The sequence below is a fragment of the Streptomyces sp. NPDC102514 genome, from assembly GCF_055584525.1.
Genome location: NZ_JBVJLW010000002.1, coordinates 239449 through 258482, shown reverse-complemented (window position 1 = coordinate 258482; position 19034 = coordinate 239449). Strand labels below are relative to the sequence as shown.

Sequence of the window (19034 nt, the reverse complement as noted above, 5' to 3'; positions counted from 1 at the left end):
CGGACCCAGCAGAGACATGCCACTGCACGAAGGGGAAGCCATGACAGCGACGACCGACGGAAGCACCGGAGCCCTCCCGCCCCGCGCAGCCTCGGCCAGCGACATCCGGACAGAATCGACTCCCGCGGCGGCCGGGACAGCCGATATCCGAGAGACCGCCACGCACGCGATACAGCGTGCCACCGACTTCCTGCTCACCACGCAGGACGCCGAGGGCTGGTGGAAGGGCGACCTGGAGACCAACGTCACCATGGACGCCGAAGACCTGCTGCTCCGTCAGTTCCTGGGCATCGACGACGAGAAGACCACACAGGCCGCCGCGCTGTTCATCCGCGGCGAGCAGCGCGAGGACGGCACCTGGGCCTCCTTCTACGGCGGACCCGGCGAACTCTCCACCACCGTCGAGGCGTACGTGGCCCTGCGGCTGGCCGGTGACCTGCCGGACGATCCGCACATGGCGCGGGCGTCCGCCTGGATCCGGGAGCGGGGCGGCATCGCGGCGGCCCGGGTCTTCACCCGGATCTGGCTCGCCCTGTTCGGCTGGTGGAAGTGGGACGACCTCCCCGAACTCCCCCCGGAGCTCATCTACTTCCCGAAGTGGATGCCGCTCAACATCTACGACTTCGGCTGCTGGGCCCGGCAGACCATCGTGCCGCTCACCGTCGTCTCCGCGAAGCGCCCGGTCCGTCCCGCGCCCTTCGCGCTGGACGAGCTGCACGTGGATCCCCGTAACCCCAACCCGGTCAAACCCTTCGCCCCGGTGGCGAGTTGGGACGGCGCGTTCCAGCGGCTCGACCGGGCCCTGCACGCCTACCGCAAGGTCGCGCCGCGCAGGCTGCGGCGGGCCGCGATGAACACCGCGGGCCGCTGGATCATCGAGCGCCAGGAGAACGACGGGTGCTGGGGCGGCATCCAGCCGCCCGCCGTCTACTCGGTCATCGCGCTCCATCTGCTCGGCTACGACCTCCAACACCCCGTCATGCGCGAGGGACTTGCCTCCCTGGACCGCTTCGCCGTGTGGCGCGAGGACGGCGCCCGGATGATCGAGGCCTGCCAGTCACCGGTGTGGGACACCTGCCTGGCGACCATCGCGCTCGCCGACGCGGGCGTGCCCGCCGACCACCCGCAGATGGTGCGGGCGGCGGACTGGATGCTCGGGGAGGAGATCGTCCGCCCCGGCGACTGGGCGGTCAAACGGCCCGGACTGCCGCCCGGCGGCTGGGCGTTCGAGTTCCACAACGACAACTACCCCGACATCGACGACACCGCCGAAGTGGTCCTCGCGCTGCGCCGGGTCAGACACCACGACCCGGAGCGGGTGGAGAAGGCCATCGGGCGCGGGGTGCGCTGGAACCTCGGCATGCAGTCGAAGAACGGCGCGTGGGGCGCCTTCGACGTCGACAACACCAGCCCCTTCCCCAACCGGCTGCCGTTCTGCGACTTCGGCGAGGTCATCGACCCGCCGTCCGCCGACGTCACCGCGCACGTCGTGGAGATGCTCGCCGTCGAGGGCCTGGCCCACGACCCGCGCACCCGCCGGGGCGTCGAGTGGCTGCTCGCCGAACAGGAGGCGAACGGCTCCTGGTTCGGCCGCTGGGGCGTCAACTACGTATACGGCACAGGGTCGGTGGTGCCCGCACTGGTCGCCGCCGGACTGCCCGGCTCGCATCCCGCGATCCGGCGGGCCGTGGCCTGGCTGGAGACCGTACAGAACGACGACGGAGGTTGGGGCGAGGACCTGCGCTCCTACCACGACGTCGCCGAGTGGAGCGGGCGCGGCGAGTCGACCGCCTCCCAGACCGCGTGGGCGCTGCTGGCGCTGCTCGCGGCCGGGGAGCGGGAGTCCAAGGCCGTCGAGCGCGGGGTCGCCTGGCTCGCGCAGACCCAGCTGGCGGACGGCTCCTGGGACGAGCCGTACTTCACCGGCACCGGGTTCCCGTGGGACTTCTCCATCAACTACCACCTCTACCGGCAGGTGTTCCCACTCACCGCACTCGGCCGGTACGTCAACGGCGAACCGTTCGCCGACCTGCAGAGCGGCTCCCAGAGCGCCTTCGGCAGGGCGAGCTGATGAGCGCGACACCGGGCGCCGCCCCGCTGCTGATCGCCTGCGCGCTGGGCATCGAGCGGTTCGCCCTGCGCACGGGCGGCGACCGGGGCGGCGCCGGGGGACCGGTCACCGTGCTGCGTACGGGCATGGGTCCCGCGGCGGCCGAGCGGGCGGTCGGCAAGGTGCTGGCCGGTCCCGCGATGCGCGGGGCGGCCGTCCTGGCCACGGGCTTCTGTGCCGGGCTCGCCCCCGGTATGCGTCCGGGAGACCTGGTCGTCGCCGAGGAGACCCGGGACGCGCACGGCAGCACGCCGTGCGTGGGCACCGGGCTGCTCGTCGGGGAACTGCGGCGCGCCGTGCCCGGGCGCGCCGTCCACACGGGACCGCTCGCCGGTTCCGACCATGTGGTCCGCGGTCCCGAACGGCCCGATCTGTACGCGACCGGGGCGATCGCGGTCGACATGGAGTCGGCGGCGACGCTCCGCAGCGCGGTCCGGGCGGGCGAGCGCCCGGTTGCCGCCGTACGGGTGGTCGTGGACGCCCCGGAACATGAACTCGTCCGGATCGGCACGGTACGCGGTGGAATATCAGCCTTCCGTGTTCTTCGTGCCGTTCTTCCTGTTTTCTATGAATGGCACCGTTCTTCGCTGCTCCCCAGGAGGTGAGCCAGATGGCCATGCCGCTTCGCCAGACCATCAAGGTCGCGACGTATCTCATGGAACAGAAACTCCGCAAGCGGGACAAGTTTCCGCTGATCGTCGAACTTGAACCGCTGTACGCCTGCAATCTCGCGTGCGAGGGCTGCGGCAAGATCCAGCATCCGGCCGGAGTGCTCAAGCAGCGCATGCCGGTGGCGCAGGCCGTGGGAGCGGTGCTCGAATCGGGTGCGCCGATGGTGTCCATCGCCGGCGGCGAACCCCTGATGCACCCTCATATCGACGAGATTGTGCGGCAGTTGGTGGCCAGGAAGAAGTACATCTTCCTGTGCACCAACGCCATGCTGCTGCGCAAGAAGATGGACAAGTTCACGCCCTCGCCGTACTTCGCGTTCGCCGTGCACATCGACGGTCTGCGTGAGCGGCACGATGAGTCCGTCGCCAAGGAGGGGGTGTTCGACGAGGCGGTCGCGGCCATCAAGGAGGCCAAGCGGCGCGGCTTCCGGGTGACCACCAACTCGACCTTCTTCAACACCGACACCCCGCAGACGATCATCGAGGTGCTGAACTACCTCAATGACGACCTGAAGGTGGACGAGATGATGATCTCGCCCGCCTACGCCTACGAGAAGGCGCCCGACCAGGAGCACTTCCTGGGCGTGGAGCAGACCCGCGAGCTGTTCAAGAAAGCATTCTCCGGCGGCAACCGGCTGCGCTGGCGGCTCAACCACTCCCCGCTCTTCCTGGACTTCCTGGAGGGCAAGGTCGACTTCCCCTGCACGGCGTGGGCGATCCCCAACTACTCGCTGTTCGGCTGGCAGAAGCCCTGCTACCTGATGAGCGACGGGTACGTCACGACGTACAAGGACCTCATCGAGAAGACCGACTGGGACGCCTACGGGCGCGGCAAGGACCCGCGCTGCGCCAACTGCATGGCGCACTGCGGCTACGAGCCGACGGCGGTCATGGCCACCATGGGCTCCCTCAAGGAGTCGCTGCGCGCCGCCCGCGAGACCGTCTCGGGAAACCGCGGGTGACGTGATGACCGCCATCTCCTTGGGCCTCCCCGAGGTGCCGGTCCGGCCGATCGCGGAACGCCGTGTCTCACGGCGGATCCAGGTCGGACCGGTGGCGGTCGGGGGCGGCGCGCCCGTGTCGGTGCAGTCGATGACGACGACGCGTACGTCGGACATCGGCGCCACCCTGCAGCAGATCGCCGAACTCACCGCGTCCGGCTGCCAGATCGTCCGCGTCGCCTGCCCCACGCAGGACGACGCGGACGCGCTGGCCACCATCGCGCGCAAGTCGCAGATCCCGGTGATCGCGGACATCCACTTCCAGCCGAAGTACGTGTTCGCCGCGATCGAGGCGGGCTGCGCGGCGGTCCGGGTCAACCCCGGCAACATCAAGCAGTTCGACGACAAGGTGAAGGAGATCGCGCGGGCCGCCGCCGACCACGGCACGCCGATCCGGATCGGGGTCAACGCCGGCTCGCTGGACCGGCGCCTCCTCCAGAAGTACGGGAGGGCGACCCCCGAGGCGCTGGTCGAGTCGGCGCTGTGGGAGGCGTCCCTCTTCGAGGAGCACGGCTTCCGTGACATCAAGATCTCGGTCAAGCACAACGACCCGGTCGTGATGGTCAACGCCTACCGGCAGCTCGCGGCCCGGTGCGACTACCCGCTGCACCTCGGCGTGACCGAGGCGGGCCCCGCCTTCCAGGGCACGATCAAGTCGGCGGTCGCCTTCGGGGCGCTGCTCGGCGAGGGCATCGGAGACACCATCCGGGTGTCCCTGAGCGCCCCGCCCGCCGAGGAGTGCAAGGTCGGCATCCAGATCCTGGAGTCGCTGGGACTGCGGCAGCGGCGTCTGGAGATCGTGTCCTGTCCGTCCTGCGGGCGGGCCCAGGTCGACGTCTACAAGCTCGCCGACGAGGTCACGGCGGGCCTGGAGGGCATGGAAGTGCCCCTGCGCGTCGCGGTCATGGGCTGCGTCGTCAACGGGCCGGGAGAAGCACGGGAGGCGGACCTGGGGGTCGCCTCCGGCAACGGCAAGGGGCAGATCTTCGTCAGGGGCGAGGTCATCAGGACCGTCCCCGAGTCGAAGATCGTGGAGACCCTCATCGACGAGGCGATGAAGATCGCCGAGCAGATGGAGGCGGACGGCGTCGCATCGGGCGAGCCGGAGGTAACCGTGCCGGGGCAACCCGCCGGCACCGCGAGTTAGCTGCAGCACGGACCGAGAGGGGGCCGAGCGTGACGATTCTGGAGACCATCCGGGGACCACGCGACCTGAAGGCGCTGTCCGAGACCGAGATAGGCCAAGTGGCCGAGGAGATCAGGGAGTTCCTGGTGCACGCGGTCGCCAGGACCGGCGGGCATCTGGGACCCAACCTGGGGGTGGTGGAACTGTCCATCGCGCTCCACCGGGTCTTCGAGTCGCCGACCGACCGCATCCTGTGGGACACCGGCCACCAGAGCTATGTGCACAAGCTGCTGACCGGGCGTCAGGACTTCTCCAAGCTGCGCGGCAAGGGCGGCCTCTCCGGCTACCCCTCCCGTGAGGAGTCCGAGCACGACATCATCGAGAACAGCCACGCGTCCACCGCGCTCGGCTGGGCCGACGGGCTCGCCAAGGCCCGCCAGGTGCAGGGGGAGAAGGGGCACGTCGTCGCGGTCATCGGCGACGGCGCGCTCACCGGCGGCATGGCCTGGGAGGCGCTGAACAACATCGCCGCCGCCAAGGACCGCCCGCTCATCATCGTCGTCAACGACAACGAACGCTCGTACTCGCCGACCATCGGCGGACTCGCCAACCACCTGGCGACCCTGCGCACCACCGACAGCTACGAGAAGGTACTGGCCTGGGGCAAGGACGTCCTGCTGCGCACCCCCGTGGTCGGCGGCACGCTCTACGAGTCGCTGCACGGCGCGAAGAAGGGCTTCAAGGACGCGTTCGCCCCGCAGGGCATGTTCGAGGACCTCGGGCTGAAGTACGTCGGGCCGATCGACGGGCACGACACGGGCGCGGTCGAGTCGGCCCTGCGGCGCGCGAAGCGCTTCCACGGGCCCGTACTCATCCACTGTCTGACGGAGAAGGGGCGCGGTTACGAGCCCGCGCTCGCGCACGAGGAGGACCGTTTCCACACGGTCGGCGTCATGGACCCGCTCACCTGCGAGCCCCTGGCGCCCTCCAACGGCCCTTCCTGGACCTCGGTGTTCGGCGACGAGATCGTGCGTGTCGGCGAGGAACGCGAGGACGTCGTGGCGATCACGGCGGCCATGCTGCACCCCGTGGGCCTCGCGAAGTTCGCGGAGAAGTTCCCCGACCGGGTGTGGGACGTCGGCATCGCCGAGCAGCACGCCGCGGTGTCCGCGGCCGGCCTCGCGACCGGCGGCCTGCATCCGGTCGTCGCCGTGTACGCGACCTTCCTCAACCGGGCCTTCGACCAGCTCCTCATGGATGTCGCGCTGCACCGCTGCGGAGTGACCTTCGTGCTGGACCGTGCCGGCATCACCGGAGTCGACGGCGCCTCCCACAACGGCATGTGGGACATGTCCATCCTCCAGGTCGTGCCCGGACTCAGGATCGCCGCGCCGCGCGACGCCGACCAGCTCAGGGCCCAGCTGCGCGAGGCCGTCGCCGTCGACGACGCCCCCACACTGATCCGCTTCCCCAAGGAGTCGGTGGGACCCGAGATCCCGGCGGTCGACCGCGTCGGCGGAGTGGACGTGCTGCACCGCGGTGAGCGGTCCGACGTGCTGCTCGTCGCCGTCGGCGTGATGGCACCGGTGTGCCTCCACGCGGCCGAGCTGCTGGAGGCCCGGGGTATCGGCTGCACGGTGGTGGACCCGCGCTGGGTCAAGCCCGTCGACCCCGCGCTGCCCGGCCTCGCCGCCGAGCACCGGCTGGTCGCGGTCGTCGAGGACAACAGCCGGGCCGCCGGAGTGGGCGCGGCGGTCGCGCTCGCCCTCGGGGACGCCGAAGTCGACGTGCCGGTACGGAGGTTCGGCATCCCCGAACAGTTCCTCGCGCACGCCAAGCGGGGCGAGGTACTGGCCGACATCGGGCTGACCCCCGTGGAGATCGCGGGCCGGATCAGCGCGAGCCTGGCCGTGCGGGAGGGCGTGCGGGAGAGCGTGCGGGAGGCCGACGGGGCGACCGGGGTGGCCGGGGCGGGCAGGAAACGGGGGGCCGGGAAGCAGGGTGCCGCCGGCAGGCCGGCCGCAAAGACGCGTGTATCCAAGGAGAAGCCGGAATGACCACCAGCAAGTCCCAGGAGTTCGACCTCGGCAGTCTCCTCGCCGGGCGCGGAGCCGAGCGCTACGAGCTGCACGCCAAGTATCTGAACCACCAGCTGCCGCGCATGCTGCGCACCATCGGCTTCGACAAGGTCTACGAACGGGCCGAGGGCGCCCACTTCTGGGACGCGGACGACAACGACTACCTGGACATGCTCGCCGGGTTCGGGGTGATGGGCCTCGGCCGCCATCACCCCGTCGTCCGCAAGGCGCTGCACGACGTCCTCGACGCCCAGCTCGCCGACCTCACCCGCTTCGACTGCCAGCCCCTGCCTGGACTGCTGGCCGAGAAGCTGCTGTCGCACAGCCCGCACCTGGACCGGGTGTTCTTCGGCAACAGCGGAACGGAGGCCGTCGAGACGGCGCTGAAGTTCGCCCGGTACGCCACCGGCAGACCGCGCGTCCTGTACTGCGCGCACGCCTTCCACGGTCTGACCACCGGATCCCTGTCCGTCAACGGGGAGGACGGCTTCCGGGACGGCTTCGCCCCGCTGCTGCCCGACACGGCGGTCCCGCTCGGCGACCTCGATGCCCTGGCGGCGGAGCTGAAGAAGGGCGACGTCGCCGCGCTGATCGTCGAACCGATCCAGGGCAAGGGCGTGCACGAGTCGCCGCCCGGCTATCTGCGCGACGCCCAGGAGCTGCTGCACAAGCACAAGGCGCTGCTCATCGCGGACGAGGTGCAGACCGGGCTCGGCCGCACCGGGGACTTCTACGCCTACCAGCACGAGGACGGGGTCGAACCGGACCTGGTCTGTGTGGCGAAGGCGCTGTCGGGCGGTTACGTGCCCGTGAGCGCCACCCTCGGCAAGGACTGGATCTTCAAGAAGGTCTACTCGTCCATGGACCGGGTCCTCGTGCACTCCGCGAGCTTCGGATCCAACGCGCAGGCCATGGCGGCCGGCCTCGCCGTGCTGTCGGTCATGGAGAACGAGCAGATCGTGGCGAACGCGCGCGCCACGGGGGAGCAGCTCAAGTCCCGGCTCGCGGCGCTCGTCGACCGGTACGAGCTGCTGAGCGACGTCCGCGGGCGCGGGCTGATGATTGGCATCGAGTTCGGGCGGCCCACCTCGCTGAAACTGCGCAGCCGCTGGGCGATGCTGCAGGCTGCGCGCAAGGGGTTGTTCGCGCAGATGGTGGTGGTGCCGCTGCTGCAGCGGCACCGGATCCTCACCCAGGTCTCCGGTGACCACCTGGAGGTGATCAAGCTGATTCCGCCGCTGGTGATCGGTGAGCAGGACATCAACCGGTTCGTGGACGCGTTCACCGCCGTGATGGATGACGCGCACAGTGGGGGTGGGCTGATGTGGGACTTCGGCAAGACACTGGTGAAACAGGCGGTCGCGAACCGGTAGGCGCCGCCGCGGGCCGGTGGGGGCCGTTCGCGCAGTTCCCCGCGCCCCCTAAAAGCCAAAAGACTGCGCAGTTCCCCGCGCCCCTAGAGGGGGCGAAGGCGCAGCCGAGCCCTTAAGGGGCGCGGGGAACTGCGCCATCTTTTCGTCTTTAGGGGCGCGGGGAACTGCGCGGCCAGCCCCCACCGGCCCGCACCCTTGACCGTGTTGCCTCTGAGGCAAGTTATTTGCCTCTGAGGCAACCCTGCGGCTCAATTGAGGCATGAACCCTGACAAGGGTACGCACCCCACCGTCGCCCCCCAGCTACGCGCCCTGCGCCGCCGCGCAACCCTCACCCTGGAGTCCGCGGCAGCAGCGGCCGGACTCTCCCCCGCGCACCTCTCCCGGCTGGAGACGGGCCAACGCCAGCCCTCCCTGCCGATGCTGCTCGCCCTCGCCCGCATCTACGGCACCACCGTCTCCGACCTGCTCGGCGAGACGGTCACCGAGCGGGACGCCGTCGTGCGCTCCGCCGCCATGGAGCCCACGAAGGCCGGCGGCTGGACGTACTGGCAGGCCGGCGCCGCCGGACGCGGCATGCAGTCCCTGCGCGTGCACGTCCCCTACGGGGCGCAGGGCGACATCGTGCGCGTCCACCCCGGCGAGGAGTGGCTGTACGTCCTCCAGGGACGGCTGCGCCTGTGCCTCGGCGACACCGCGCACGTCCTCGAACCCGGCGACAGCGCCCACTTCGACTCGCTGACCCCGCACCGGATCGCCGCCGCGGACCGGGACGGGGCCGAGCTCCTCTTCGTACACACCCTGCTGCAGAGTCCGACGGCCGCGCTGTGCCTCGGGCCGACGACGATTCCAGGAGAATCCTCATGAAGGACATCGAGGAGAAGTTCCCGCGCGCGCTGTGGGTGCGGCTCATCATCTATGTGGCGGTCGGGCACGTCTTCGCCGCCTTCATCTACCTGCTGTTCACGCTGGGGGCCGAGAACCAGTAGCGGACCGGAGCGGCGGTCCGGTCAGTCGAGGAACCGCTGCCGCAGCCGCTCCCGTATCTCGGGGGTCACGTCGAGCGCCTGCTCCAGGTACGCGTCGACCCCGCCCCAGGTCTCCTCGATCGTGTCGAACGCCGCCGCCAGGTACTCGGCGCGTGCGTCGAAGAGCGGGCTGAGCAGCTCCATCACCTCGGGGGTGTACGCGGAGGAGGCGGAGCTGCTGCGGTGCACCTTGTAGCGGCGGTGCGCCGCGTTCGACTCCAGGTAGTCCGTCACGATCGCCTCGCGCTCGACGCCCACGGCGAGGAGCGTCACGGCGACGGAGAGACCGGCGCGGTCCTTGCCCGCCGCGCAGTGCATCAGGGCCGGGACGCTGTCCTCGGCCAGCGCGTGCAGCACCTGACGGTGCTCGGCCGTGCGGTGCTTGATGATCGTGCGGTAGGACGCGATCATGCGGTTCGCCGCCCGGCCGTCCGAGAGCAGCCCGCGCAGCTCGTCCAGGTTCCCGTCGCGGACCATCTTCCAGAACTCGGCGCCGTCGGCGGGGTCCGTCAGCGGGAGGTTCACGTTCCGCACGCCGGGCAGCTCGACGTCGGCGCCCTCCAGCTTCTGGTCCGCCGCGTTGCGGAAGTCGAAGATCGTGTGCAGGCCCAGCGAGGCGAGGAACGCGGCGTCCGAGGGCGTCGCGTGCGCGAGGTGGCCGCTGCGGAACAGCCGCCCGTACGCCACCCGCCGGCCGTCCGCCGTCGGCAGGCCGCCCACATCGCGGAAGTTGCGTACGCCGGTCAGCTCGGGCTCGGTCGACGGGACCTGCTGCGTCACGGGGGCTCCTCCCCTCGGCCACCGACGCGGCTCGTCGGCGAGGTGCGTATCCGACGATACGACATCGGTTCGTGGGCCAATGAGTTGTCCACAGGCGTTGCCCGAAGGGCAGGTCGGCCCTGATGATGTTGGGGCTTGAGCGTGCCTGTTCGAATATGTGAGGGCTTGATGGTAGAGATCGGCGCAGACGGCCGTACGTGGCTTCTTTCGGGGCCCACGAGCAGTTACGGCCTGCGGCTCGGTGACGAGGACGAGCTGCTTCATCTGCACTGGGGCCCGAGGATCGCGCTCCCCGACGCCGAGGCGCTCGCCGCGGGCCCGGGTCCCGAGTACTGGGCGTTCGAGGCGACCCTCGACGGCCACGAGGAGTACCCGGTCGAGGGCGGCCCCCGCTTCGTTCGGCCCGCGCTGTCGGTGCGCACGCCGGACCGGCGCGGCACCGAATGGCGCTTCGAGGACTACACGATCGTCGACGGGGAGACCGCCGACGGAGAGGCGGCCGAGGGGGCCGGTGGTGACGAGCTGCGGCTGCGGTTCTCCGACTCCGGGCTCGGCATCACCCTGCACTACCGGATGCGGGCCGGTACGGACGTCGTCGAGCGCTGGGTGACCCTCGCCAACGAAGGGCCCGCCCTGGAGGTGCTGCGCGCCGACTCCGCGACCTGGACACTCCCGCAGCGCGACGGGTGGCGGCTGTCCCAGCTGCACGGACGGTGGGCGGCCGAGTCCCGGCTCGTGCGCTCCGAGCTGACGTACGGCGAGAAGATCATCGGCAGCCGACGCGGGCACACCGGGCACCAGCACCTGCCCTGGGTTGCCCTGGACGCGGACGGCACGGCGACCGAGGAGCTGGGCGAGGTCTACGGCTGCGCGCTCGCCTGGTCGGGCACCTGGCGGATCGCGGTGGCCCAACTGCCCGACGCGCGCGTGCAGATCACCGGCGGGGCCGGGTACGACGACTCGGGCCTGCTGCGGCTGGAGCCGGGGGAGACCTTCGTCACTCCCGTCTTCGCGGGGCTGTGGAGCGACGGCGGCTTCGGCGGGGCGAGCCGCGCCTGGCACGCGTACCAGCGCGCGTACGTGATCCCGGACGCGGAGCAGGACCGGCCCGTGCTCTACAACTCCTGGGAGGCCACGGAGTTCGACATCTCAGAGGAGCAGCAGCGGGCGCTCGCCCGCCGGGCCGCCGAGGCGGGCGTCGAACTGTTCGTGGTCGACGACGGCTGGTTCGGGGCGCGCACCAGCGACCGGGCCGGCCTCGGCGACTGGACGGTCAACCGGGACCGCTTCCCGGGCGGACTGAATCCGCTGAGCGACTACGTGCACGGGCTCGGGATGCAGTTCGGCATCTGGGTCGAGCCCGAGATGGTCAACCCGGACAGCGAGCTGTACCGCGCGCACCCGGACTGGGTGCAGTTCCAGCCGGGACGAAAGCGGACGGAACTGCGCAATCAGCTCGTGCTGAACCTCGCCCGTGAGGACGTCCAGGAGTACCTGTGGGAACAGCTCGACGCGCTGCTCTCCAGTGCCCCGATCGACTACGTGAAGTGGGACTTCAACCGCGCCTTCACCGACGCGGGCTGGCTCGGCGAGGCCTACCCGCAACGGCTGTGGGTGGACCATGTGCACGCCCTGTACAAGCTGTTGGACCGGCTGCGGACCGCCCACCCGGGCGTCGCCTTCGAGTCCTGCTCGGGCGGCGGCGGCCGGATCGACCTCGGGATCATGGCCCGTACGGACCAGGTGTGGACCTCCGACAACACCGACCCGCTCGACCGGCTCGCCATCCAGCACGGCTTCAGTCAGGTGCATCCCGCGCGGGCCATGGCCGCCTGGGTCACCGACAGCCCGAACGCGCAGCTCAACGGACGTGTCAGCTCGCTGCGCTTCCGCTTCGTGAGCGCGATGGCCGGGGTGCTCGGCGTCGGCGGCGACCTCACCCGCTGGACCGGGGAGGAACTGGCCGAGGCGCGGACCTGGGTGGAGCTCTACAAGGAGATCAGGCCCGTCGTGCAGGGCGGTGAGCTCCATCGGCTGCGGGCGCCGCAGGGCGGACTGAGCGCCGTCCAGTACGTCCGTGACGGCGAGGTCGTCGTCCTCGCCTGGCTCCAGGCCCAGCACTACGGTGAGCCGGCCCTGCCGGTGCGACTGCGGGGCCTCGACCCGTCGGCATCGTACGAATGCCTCGAAACGGGCGAAGTCCACCGAGGTGCGGTGCTGTTGCACCACGGCTTGCGGACGGGGCTGCGCGGAGACCTCGATGCGGCAGTTATCCGACTGCGTCGTATCTGACTGTTGTGTCCGTAATGGAGCCTTCATTCCAACTCGCGCCGGAGTGAAGGCTCCTGGAGTGGTCCTTGGTGAGCAGCGTCATATCCGTGACGTTCCGCTGTCGCCGTGCTCACGTAAGTCCGCTTTGTTTGCAGGGCTTTAACAAGCGGTGGATAGACCGCATTCACACAGGGTGACCGGTATTTCGGTCGAGGATCAAGAAAACGGGGCACACAGGAAACCCCCAAGCTTGTTTGCGCCTCTTCATGTCGCTTACGTTCACCTCCAATCCGGACGGACGCCCAATCCTGCCGCCGCCCGGAATCCGCACTCACCCGTACGTGGCAGGAGCGGGGGACCCACAGGTAAGACGCCTGTTCCGGTCTCCGGAACGGCTTGGGGTTAAGTCGTGCGAAAGCACGGCCGGGCATCTCCAGCTCGCACCCGACAGCTCACCTCGCAGGCGCCGGAGAGGAATTCGTCATGCCCGCGAAGGGTAAGCACCGCCGTCCCAAGTCCCAGCGTTTCTCGCGTTCCATGGCCGTGGCCGGAACCGGGGGCGCCGCTCTCGCCCTCCCGCTGCTCGGCGCCGCCGGAGCGCACGCCGCGACTCCGCAGACCGCCGCCGATTCCGTGGCGAGCGCCGCGAACGTCTCGACCATCGCGAGCAAGTCCGCCGCCGCCGCTCCGACCGCCGAGAAGCAGGCCGAGGCGAAGAAGGTCGCCACCAGGACGTACGCCGTGCGTTCGGGCGACTCCCTGTCGAAGATCGCCGACACGCAGGACGTCAACGGTGGCTGGAAGAAGCTGTACTCGGACAACCGCACCTCCATCGGCGGCGACCCGTCCCTCATCCACCCGGGCCTGAAGCTCGCCCTCGGCGGCAAGGCGGCGGCGTCCAGCTCCGACTCCACCGCCTCCAAGTCGTCCGACAAGGCCGCCGAGAAGCCCGCGGCCAAGAAGACGACCACGGCGTCCAAGGCGGCGGACACCTCGACGGCCACCGGCTTCACGCTGCCGGTCACGGGGGCGTCCATCGGCACCTCGTACAAGATGTCCGGCAGTATGTGGTCCAGCGGCTACCACACCGGTGTCGACTTCGTGGTGCCCACCGGTACCGCGCTCAAGTCCGTCGGCGCGGGCACGGTCGTCTCCGCCGGATGGGGCGGCGCGTACGGCAACCAGGTCGTCATCCAGCTCGCCGACGGCCACTACGCCCAGTACGCCCACCTGTCCTCCCTCTCCGTCTCGGCCGGTCAGACCGTGACCGGCGGACAGCAGGTCGGCCTCTCGGGTGCCACGGGCAACGTCACCGGCCCGCACCTGCACTTCGAGATCCGCACCACCCCGGACTACGGCTCGGACGTGGACCCGCTGGCGTACCTGCGCGCCAAGGGCGTCTCCGTCTGACGCCTTCCGGCGCTGCCTGACGCGGACTGACGCCCACGGGCGCCGACCGACGTCGGCCGACGTGAATCTCCGAAGGCCGGACCCTGTGATCCCCGGGGTCCGGCCTTCGGCATGTCCCGGGCCGGACGGCCGGACGGCTGCTCAACGGCTGACAGGGGCGGGCGGGGGCGTGTCAGGCCCCCGGATGGTTCAGGGCGCGCACGAACTGCTCCGTGAGCTGCTCGGTGTCGAGGCCGTCCGCGCTGCGCCCGGTCAGGATGTGGAAGAAGGGCGGGCCGATCAGGAGCGCGGTCGCCTGTTCGAGTGAGAGCGCGGTGCCGCTCGGCTTCCGGACCGCCTCCACGACCTCGGCGGCGCTCTCCCCGAGGATGTCGCGGGACGCGAGCAGCGCCGCGACCTCCGCGTCGTGCTGGGCCTCGCCCATGAGGGCACGGTAGGCCGCGCCCGCGTCGGAGCGGGCCAGGAAGCCGACGAGGGCGTCGAGATAGGCCTTGAGGTCCTTGCGGGGATCGCCGCTGCGGGGCACGGACAGTTCCTGCCGGGCGTCGATGGCGCTGGCCTCGTAGAGCACCTCCGCCTTGTTCGACCACCAGCGGTACACGGTCTGCCGGCCCACGCCCGCCCGCTCCGCGATGCCCTTCATGGTCAGGGCCGCGTACCCCACCTCCACCAGAAGGTCGTCGACGGCGTGCAGCACGGCGGCCCGTGCGCTCTCACTGCGGGGCCGACCGCGGCCACTTCCATCCACCATGCCGCAACTGTATACGAGGCACAGTGTCTCGTATGTGCTACCTTTACGGTGCACGGTGACTCGGAAGCGAGTGCCCGGCCCTGCCTCGACCTGTCCCGGGAGGGGCCGGCCGGGCGGTGTCCGGCCGTGCTTCGTGTTCCGTGATCCGCGACAGGAATCGAGAGCCATGACGTCCACACTGGAAGGCACCCTGCGCCCGGCGCGGCGGTCCGGGACCGTGCTCGCCTGCGTGAGTGTGTGCACCGCCCTGGTGGTCGGATTCGTCGCCGCGATCAACCTGGCGGTGCCGCAACTGGCCGCGAGTGCACTGCGACCGACGTCGTCGAACCTGCTGTGGATCGTCGACGCCTACGTGGTGGTCTTCGCCTGTCTGGTCATCCCCGCCGGTGCGGCCGGCGACAAGTTCGGCCGCAAGGGCGTCCTCATGGCGGGGCTCGGCACCGTCGCGTTCGGCGCCGTCGTGTCGGCCGTGGCGCCGAACGTGCCGATCATGCTGACAGGGCGTGCCGTCACGGGCCTCGGCGCCGCCTGCGTCCTGCCGAACTGCGTCGGCATCCTCCTGCACGCCACCGCCCCCGAGCGGCGCCCCCACGCGCTGGCCGTCTGGGCGGCGGCCTCCGGCATCGGCGGCGTCGTCGGCAACGTCGGAGGCGGAGCGGTGCTGAGTACGGGCTCCTGGCGCACGCTGTTCCTGTCGGTCGCCCTCATAGCGGTCTGCTGCCTGGCGTGGACGGCTCGGACCGCACCGCGCAGCGCCCGGTCCGAGCGCACCCTCGACGTGCCCGGCACGCTGCTGTTCGTGGCGGCCGTCGTGGCACTGCTGGCCGCAATCATCGAGGGGCCGGAACAGGGCTGGGGCAGCACGGTCGTGCTCACCGCCTTCGCCTGCAGCGTGCTGCTGGGGCTGTGCTGGGTACGGGTCGAACTGCGCGTCCCCCACCCCATGCTCGACCCGCGCCTGTTCCGCAGCCCGGCACTCAGCGGCGCCGCCCTCGGTATGACCCTCACGTTCTTCGGGAACTTCGGGCTCTTCTATGTCAACGCCTCACTCCTTCAGTACGGACGCGGCTTCTCCGTGCTGCAGGCAGGGCTCGGAATCATCCCGCTGACCGTCCCGCTCCTGCTGGGCACCCGTTACGTACCCGGCCTCATTCGCCGTATCGGCAACCCCGCGACACTCGCCGCGGCCTTCGCGCTCACCGGCGCCGGTCTGCTCGGCCTCTCGTACGCCTCGACCATGGCCTATCCCGTGTACGCGGCCGGTCTGTTCGTCATCGGGCTCGGCATCATGCTGGCCGCGCCCTGTCTGACCGCACAGATCGCCTCGGCCCTGCCCGTGGAGCGGGCGGGCATCGCCGGCGGGCTGCAGTCCGCGACCCGTGAACTGGGCAGCGCTCTGGGGGTGGCCGTCGTCGGCACCGTCCTCACCGCCGGATTCACGCACCACCTGCCCGCCGAACTGAGCCGGCACACGCCGGTTCCGCGCACGGTCCAGGAAGCGCTCACGCTGAGCCCGGCCGACCACACCGCCGTGACCGAAGCCTTCATCCACGGCGCCGACACCGCGCTGCGCGTCGCGGCCCTCGTCGTGCTCCTCGCCGGAGCCCTCGTCGTCGCCGGCAGCCGCCGCGCCCACCGGGCCGCCCCGGCACCGCCCGTCCCGCGGTGACAGCGGGACACCACAGGCCACCTGACACGGCGTCGGAACCGTGCTCAGGCAAGCCCCAACCCACATCCACACCCGACTCCACCCTTCATCTGCCGTTCTCACCTGCCCTTTTCAGGGCGAAGGAGGTCACGCTCATGCGTGCATTCGTCACCGGAGCCACCGGCTGGATCGGCTCCGCCGTCGTCGACGAGCTCGTCTCCGCAGGCCACCAGGTCATCGGCCTGGCCCGGTCCGACCGGGCCGAGAAGGCCCTAGTGGCCAAGGGCGTCGGCGTCGTCCGCGGCGACCTGGACGACCTCGGCTCGCTGCGGCGGGCCGCCGAACAGGCGGACGCGGTCATCCACATGGCCAACAAGCACGACTGGGGCAACCCCGCCGAGTCCGACCGCTCCGAGCGCGCCGCGATCCGGGCCCTCGGCGACGCCCTCGCCGGGACCGACCGCCCGTTCGTGGTCGCCGCGCCGCTCTCCGGCCTCGTCGAAGGGCGTCCCGCCACCGAGGACGACGTCTCCCCGGCCGTCGGCCCGGACTCCAACCGGGGAGGCAGCGAGAACCTCGCCCTGGACTACGTGGCCCAGGGCGTACGGACCGTGATCACGCGGTTCGCGCCGAGCGTCCACGGCCACGGTGACTGGGGGTTCGTCAACTTCCTCACCGCTGCCGCCCGGGAGAAGGGAGTCTCCGGTTACGTCGGTGACGGCTCCGCCGCCTGGTCGGCGGTGCACCGCGACGACGCGGCCCGCCTCATCCGCCTCGGCATGGAGCAGGCGCCCGCGGGGACGCGGCTGCACGCCGTCGCCGAGGAGGCCGTCACCACCAAGGCGATCGCCGAGGCGATCGGCCGCAGCCTCGGCCTGCCGGTCGCCTCCATCACCCCGGGGGACGCCGGACCCCACTTCGGGTTCGTCGGCAGCTTCTTCGCCTCCACCATGACCGCGTCCAGCGACGTGAGCAGGCGGCTGCTGTCCTGGGAGCCCACCGGCCCGTCCCTGCTCGCGGACATCGACGCGGGCGCGTACACGGCCTGACGGGGCGAGCGTCCGCCCGCCCCGAGGAGCGGGCCCGGTGAGGCGAGGCGTGGGAGGGCGGACCGTCCTCCCACGTCGCCCCCACCCGCCCCGTACACACCAGACACCCCACCCGACCCGCACACCAGCACCGCCCGAAGGAGTCAGCGTCATGCCCACACCTCCGTACACCCTCGCGGAACCACGTGTCTCCGCCGCACTGACCCGCATGTTCGAAGCCGCCGCCCGTGACGACGAGACCGTGTCACGTCTGAGGAGCGACCGGCCCCAGGACTGGGGGTCACGGACGCCGCAGGAACTCGCCGACGCGGCGCAGGAGATCTACATGCCGGTCTCCGCCGACGGCGGCAGACTCCTCTACAACCTCGTCCGCGCCACCAGGCCGGCCAACGTCGTCGAGTTCGGCACCTCGTACGGCATCTCCACGCTCCACCTGGCCGCCGCCGTTCGTGACAACGGCACGGGCCGGGTCGTCACTACGGAGATGAGCCGGACCAAGGCGGCGGCGGCCCGCGAGACCTTCGCCGCCACCGGTCTCGACGACGTGATCACCGTGCTGGAGGGGGACGCCCTGCAGACGCTCGCCGCACTGACGCAGCCGGTCGGCTTCCTGTTCCTGGACGGGTGGAAGGACCTCTGCCTGCCCGTCCTGCGGCTCCTTGAGCCACACATCGCACCCGGCACCCTCGTCGTCGCCGACGACGTGGATCTTCCGGACCTCGGCCCGTACCTCGACCACGTGCGCGACACCGCCAACGGCTACCACAGCGTCACGTTCCCCGTTGAGGACGGCCTCGAAATCAGCTGCCGTCTCTGACCGGGCCCCGGGCTTCGCACAGTCCCGGCCGCCGTGCCGGGTGCGTACGACACGGGGTTGAAACACCGGCGGCATCGACACGGGGCGTCGGGGGCGGCACAGTGATCAGTGATCTGCGCAAGCGCTTTCTGTCGGCGGATCGACCCGTCCCCGACGTTTCTGAACCCCGGAGGAACCCCGCATGACCACCACACGCAGAGCGTTCGGAGCGCTGGCCGCGGGTGCCGGTCTCGCCGCGCTCGTGCCCGGCCAGCAGGCGGGCGCCGCGGACCGCCACGGGCGGGGCCGGCTCATCGCCCGCGACGACTTCCGTCACGGGCTCGGCCAGTGGGTCACCGAGCTGCAGGACGGCGGCAGCGTCACCGCCTCCCGGGGCGTCCTGGACATCGACGTGCCCAGCGGGGCGACCGTCTGGTTCCGGCACGCGCTCCGGGGGCCGTACGTCATCGAGTACACCGCCACACCGGTCTCCGCGGGCGGCGCCAACGACCGCCTCTCCGACCTCAACAACTTCTGGAACGCCACGGACACGCGCTCGCCCGACGACCTCTTCGCCACGCCCCGCGGCGGCGCGCTCGCCGAGTACGACCAGCTCAGTACTTACTACGTCGGTTACGGGGCCAACTCCAACACCACGACCAGGCTGCGCCGGTACGTCGGCGAGGCGGGCGTACGGCCGCTGATCTTCGACTACTCCGAACCCCTGCTCACGGCCAACCGCCCCCATCGGGTCCGGATCGTCTCGGACGGGTCGACGGTCCGGTGGTGGAACAACGGACGGCTCGTCTTCGACCACACCGACCCGGAGCCGTACACACGTGGGCACTTCGCGTTCCGGACCACCTGGAGCCACTTCGCGATTCAGGACTTCCAGGTCCGGGAGCTGCGGCAACGTCACTGAACGCGCCCCTTATTCCGGGATT

16 protein-coding genes and 1 riboswitch are annotated in these 19034 nt (G+C 70.6%); of the genes, 14 read left to right on the top strand and 2 right to left on the bottom strand.

Annotation, left to right across the window (positions count from 1 at the left end):
• Positions 1 to 40 precede the first annotated feature (40 nt).
• The 8 genes from shc to ACZ60E_RS06155 all read left to right on the top strand — a co-directional run bounded on the left by shc (position 41) and on the right by ACZ60E_RS06155 (position 9346).
• Complete coding sequence (gene shc / locus ACZ60E_RS06190) at positions 41 to 2071, top strand: squalene--hopene cyclase (RefSeq protein WP_453792353.1); 2031 nt, start codon at positions 41 to 43, stop codon at positions 2069 to 2071.
• A complete protein-coding gene (locus ACZ60E_RS06185; RefSeq protein ID WP_384814844.1) occupies positions 2071 to 2715 on the top strand; it encodes a phosphorylase family protein in 645 nt (214 codons plus the stop codon). Before shc ends, ACZ60E_RS06185 begins: the two co-directional genes overlap by 1 nt.
• A gap of 5 nt (positions 2716 to 2720) precedes the next feature.
• Positions 2721 to 3743 (top strand): adenosyl-hopene transferase HpnH, encoded by a 1023-nt coding sequence (gene hpnH / locus ACZ60E_RS06180; protein ID WP_267030105.1) that lies wholly within the window; start codon positions 2721 to 2723, stop codon positions 3741 to 3743.
• A 4-nt stretch (positions 3744 to 3747) separates the two neighbouring features.
• Positions 3748 to 4929, top strand: coding sequence for a flavodoxin-dependent (E)-4-hydroxy-3-methylbut-2-enyl-diphosphate synthase (gene ispG / locus ACZ60E_RS06175; RefSeq protein WP_469438671.1), 1182 nt, complete (start codon positions 3748 to 3750; stop codon positions 4927 to 4929).
• A 29-nt stretch (positions 4930 to 4958) separates the two neighbouring features.
• A complete protein-coding gene (gene dxs, locus ACZ60E_RS06170) occupies positions 4959 to 6965 on the top strand; it encodes a 1-deoxy-D-xylulose-5-phosphate synthase (RefSeq protein WP_469438669.1) in 2007 nt (668 codons plus the stop codon).
• Positions 6962 to 8359 (top strand): aspartate aminotransferase family protein, encoded by a 1398-nt coding sequence (locus ACZ60E_RS06165; protein WP_469438665.1) that lies wholly within the window; start codon positions 6962 to 6964, stop codon positions 8357 to 8359. The genes dxs and ACZ60E_RS06165 overlap by 4 nt, the downstream gene beginning before the upstream one ends.
• 259 nt (positions 8360 to 8618) lie before the next feature.
• Positions 8619 to 9224, top strand: coding sequence for a helix-turn-helix domain-containing protein (locus tag ACZ60E_RS06160; protein ID WP_469438661.1), 606 nt, complete (start codon positions 8619 to 8621; stop codon positions 9222 to 9224).
• Positions 9221 to 9346 (top strand): DUF6126 family protein, encoded by a 126-nt coding sequence (locus ACZ60E_RS06155; RefSeq protein ID WP_384803876.1) that lies wholly within the window; start codon positions 9221 to 9223, stop codon positions 9344 to 9346. The genes ACZ60E_RS06160 and ACZ60E_RS06155 overlap by 4 nt, the downstream gene beginning before the upstream one ends.
• A gap of 21 nt (positions 9347 to 9367) precedes the next feature.
• Here the strand turns inward: ACZ60E_RS06155 and ACZ60E_RS06150 are convergent, their stop codons facing one another.
• Positions 9368 to 10165 (bottom strand): tyrosine-protein phosphatase, encoded by a 798-nt coding sequence (locus ACZ60E_RS06150; RefSeq protein ID WP_469438658.1) that lies wholly within the window; start codon positions 10163 to 10165, stop codon positions 9368 to 9370.
• A gap of 168 nt (positions 10166 to 10333) precedes the next feature.
• Here ACZ60E_RS06150 and ACZ60E_RS06145 point away from each other — a divergent pair, with 168 nt between their 5' ends.
• Complete coding sequence (locus tag ACZ60E_RS06145) at positions 10334 to 12457, top strand: alpha-galactosidase (protein ID WP_469438997.1); 2124 nt, start codon at positions 10334 to 10336, stop codon at positions 12455 to 12457.
• 284 nt (positions 12458 to 12741) lie between these two features.
• Positions 12742 to 12917: riboswitch (cyclic di-AMP (ydaO/yuaA leader) on the top strand.
• Positions 12918 to 12919: 2 nt separating this feature from the next.
• A complete protein-coding gene (locus ACZ60E_RS06140; RefSeq protein WP_469438656.1) occupies positions 12920 to 13846 on the top strand; it encodes a M23 family metallopeptidase in 927 nt (308 codons plus the stop codon).
• 172 nt (positions 13847 to 14018) lie between these two features.
• On the opposite strand, the gene ACZ60E_RS06135 is transcribed toward ACZ60E_RS06140, so the two are convergent.
• Positions 14019 to 14597, bottom strand: a complete 579-nt coding sequence (locus ACZ60E_RS06135) for a TetR/AcrR family transcriptional regulator (protein ID WP_384803885.1) — start codon at positions 14595 to 14597, stop codon at positions 14019 to 14021.
• A gap of 166 nt (positions 14598 to 14763) precedes the next feature.
• On the opposite strand from ACZ60E_RS06135, the gene ACZ60E_RS06130 reads away from it, so the two are divergent.
• From ACZ60E_RS06130 to ACZ60E_RS06115, 4 genes are all read left to right on the top strand, one after another.
• On the top strand, positions 14764 to 16266 hold the full coding sequence (locus ACZ60E_RS06130; RefSeq protein WP_469438654.1) for an MFS transporter: 1503 nt from the start codon (positions 14764 to 14766) through the stop codon (positions 16264 to 16266).
• 134 nt (positions 16267 to 16400) lie between these two features.
• Positions 16401 to 17294 carry an SDR family oxidoreductase gene (locus ACZ60E_RS06125; RefSeq protein WP_469438652.1) on the top strand — a complete coding sequence of 298 codons (894 nt, stop codon included), beginning with the start codon at positions 16401 to 16403 and terminating at the stop codon, positions 17292 to 17294.
• A gap of 151 nt (positions 17295 to 17445) precedes the next feature.
• Positions 17446 to 18111 carry an O-methyltransferase gene (locus ACZ60E_RS06120; RefSeq protein ID WP_469438650.1) on the top strand — a complete coding sequence of 222 codons (666 nt, stop codon included), beginning with the start codon at positions 17446 to 17448 and terminating at the stop codon, positions 18109 to 18111.
• Between the two features lie 181 nt (positions 18112 to 18292).
• Positions 18293 to 19012 (top strand): DUF6250 domain-containing protein, encoded by a 720-nt coding sequence (locus ACZ60E_RS06115; protein ID WP_469438648.1) that lies wholly within the window; start codon positions 18293 to 18295, stop codon positions 19010 to 19012.
• The last annotated feature ends 22 nt before the right edge of the window (positions 19013 to 19034 follow it).

Coding starts and splice junctions, on each gene's coding strand:
- ACZ60E_RS06165 (WP_469438665.1), top strand. CDS start 6,962: ATGACCACCAGCAAGTCCCAGGAGTTCGACCTCGGCAGTCTCCTCGCC.
- shc (WP_453792353.1), top strand. CDS start 41: ATGACAGCGACGACCGACGGAAGCACCGGAGCCCTCCCGCCCCGCGCA.
- ACZ60E_RS06185 (WP_384814844.1), top strand. CDS start 2,071: ATGAGCGCGACACCGGGCGCCGCCCCGCTGCTGATCGCCTGCGCGCTG.
- ACZ60E_RS06115 (WP_469438648.1), top strand. CDS start 18,293: ATGACCACCACACGCAGAGCGTTCGGAGCGCTGGCCGCGGGTGCCGGT.
- ACZ60E_RS06125 (WP_469438652.1), top strand. CDS start 16,401: ATGCGTGCATTCGTCACCGGAGCCACCGGCTGGATCGGCTCCGCCGTC.
- hpnH (WP_267030105.1), top strand. CDS start 2,721: ATGGCCATGCCGCTTCGCCAGACCATCAAGGTCGCGACGTATCTCATG.
- ACZ60E_RS06140 (WP_469438656.1), top strand. CDS start 12,920: ATGCCCGCGAAGGGTAAGCACCGCCGTCCCAAGTCCCAGCGTTTCTCG.
- ACZ60E_RS06155 (WP_384803876.1), top strand. CDS start 9,221: ATGAAGGACATCGAGGAGAAGTTCCCGCGCGCGCTGTGGGTGCGGCTC.
- ACZ60E_RS06135 (WP_384803885.1), bottom strand. CDS start 14,597: ATGGTGGATGGAAGTGGCCGCGGTCGGCCCCGCAGTGAGAGCGCACGG.
- ACZ60E_RS06120 (WP_469438650.1), top strand. CDS start 17,446: ATGCCCACACCTCCGTACACCCTCGCGGAACCACGTGTCTCCGCCGCA.
- ACZ60E_RS06145 (WP_469438997.1), top strand. CDS start 10,334: ATGGTAGAGATCGGCGCAGACGGCCGTACGTGGCTTCTTTCGGGGCCC.
- ispG (WP_469438671.1), top strand. CDS start 3,748: ATGACCGCCATCTCCTTGGGCCTCCCCGAGGTGCCGGTCCGGCCGATC.
- ACZ60E_RS06160 (WP_469438661.1), top strand. CDS start 8,619: ATGAACCCTGACAAGGGTACGCACCCCACCGTCGCCCCCCAGCTACGC.
- ACZ60E_RS06130 (WP_469438654.1), top strand. CDS start 14,764: ATGACGTCCACACTGGAAGGCACCCTGCGCCCGGCGCGGCGGTCCGGG.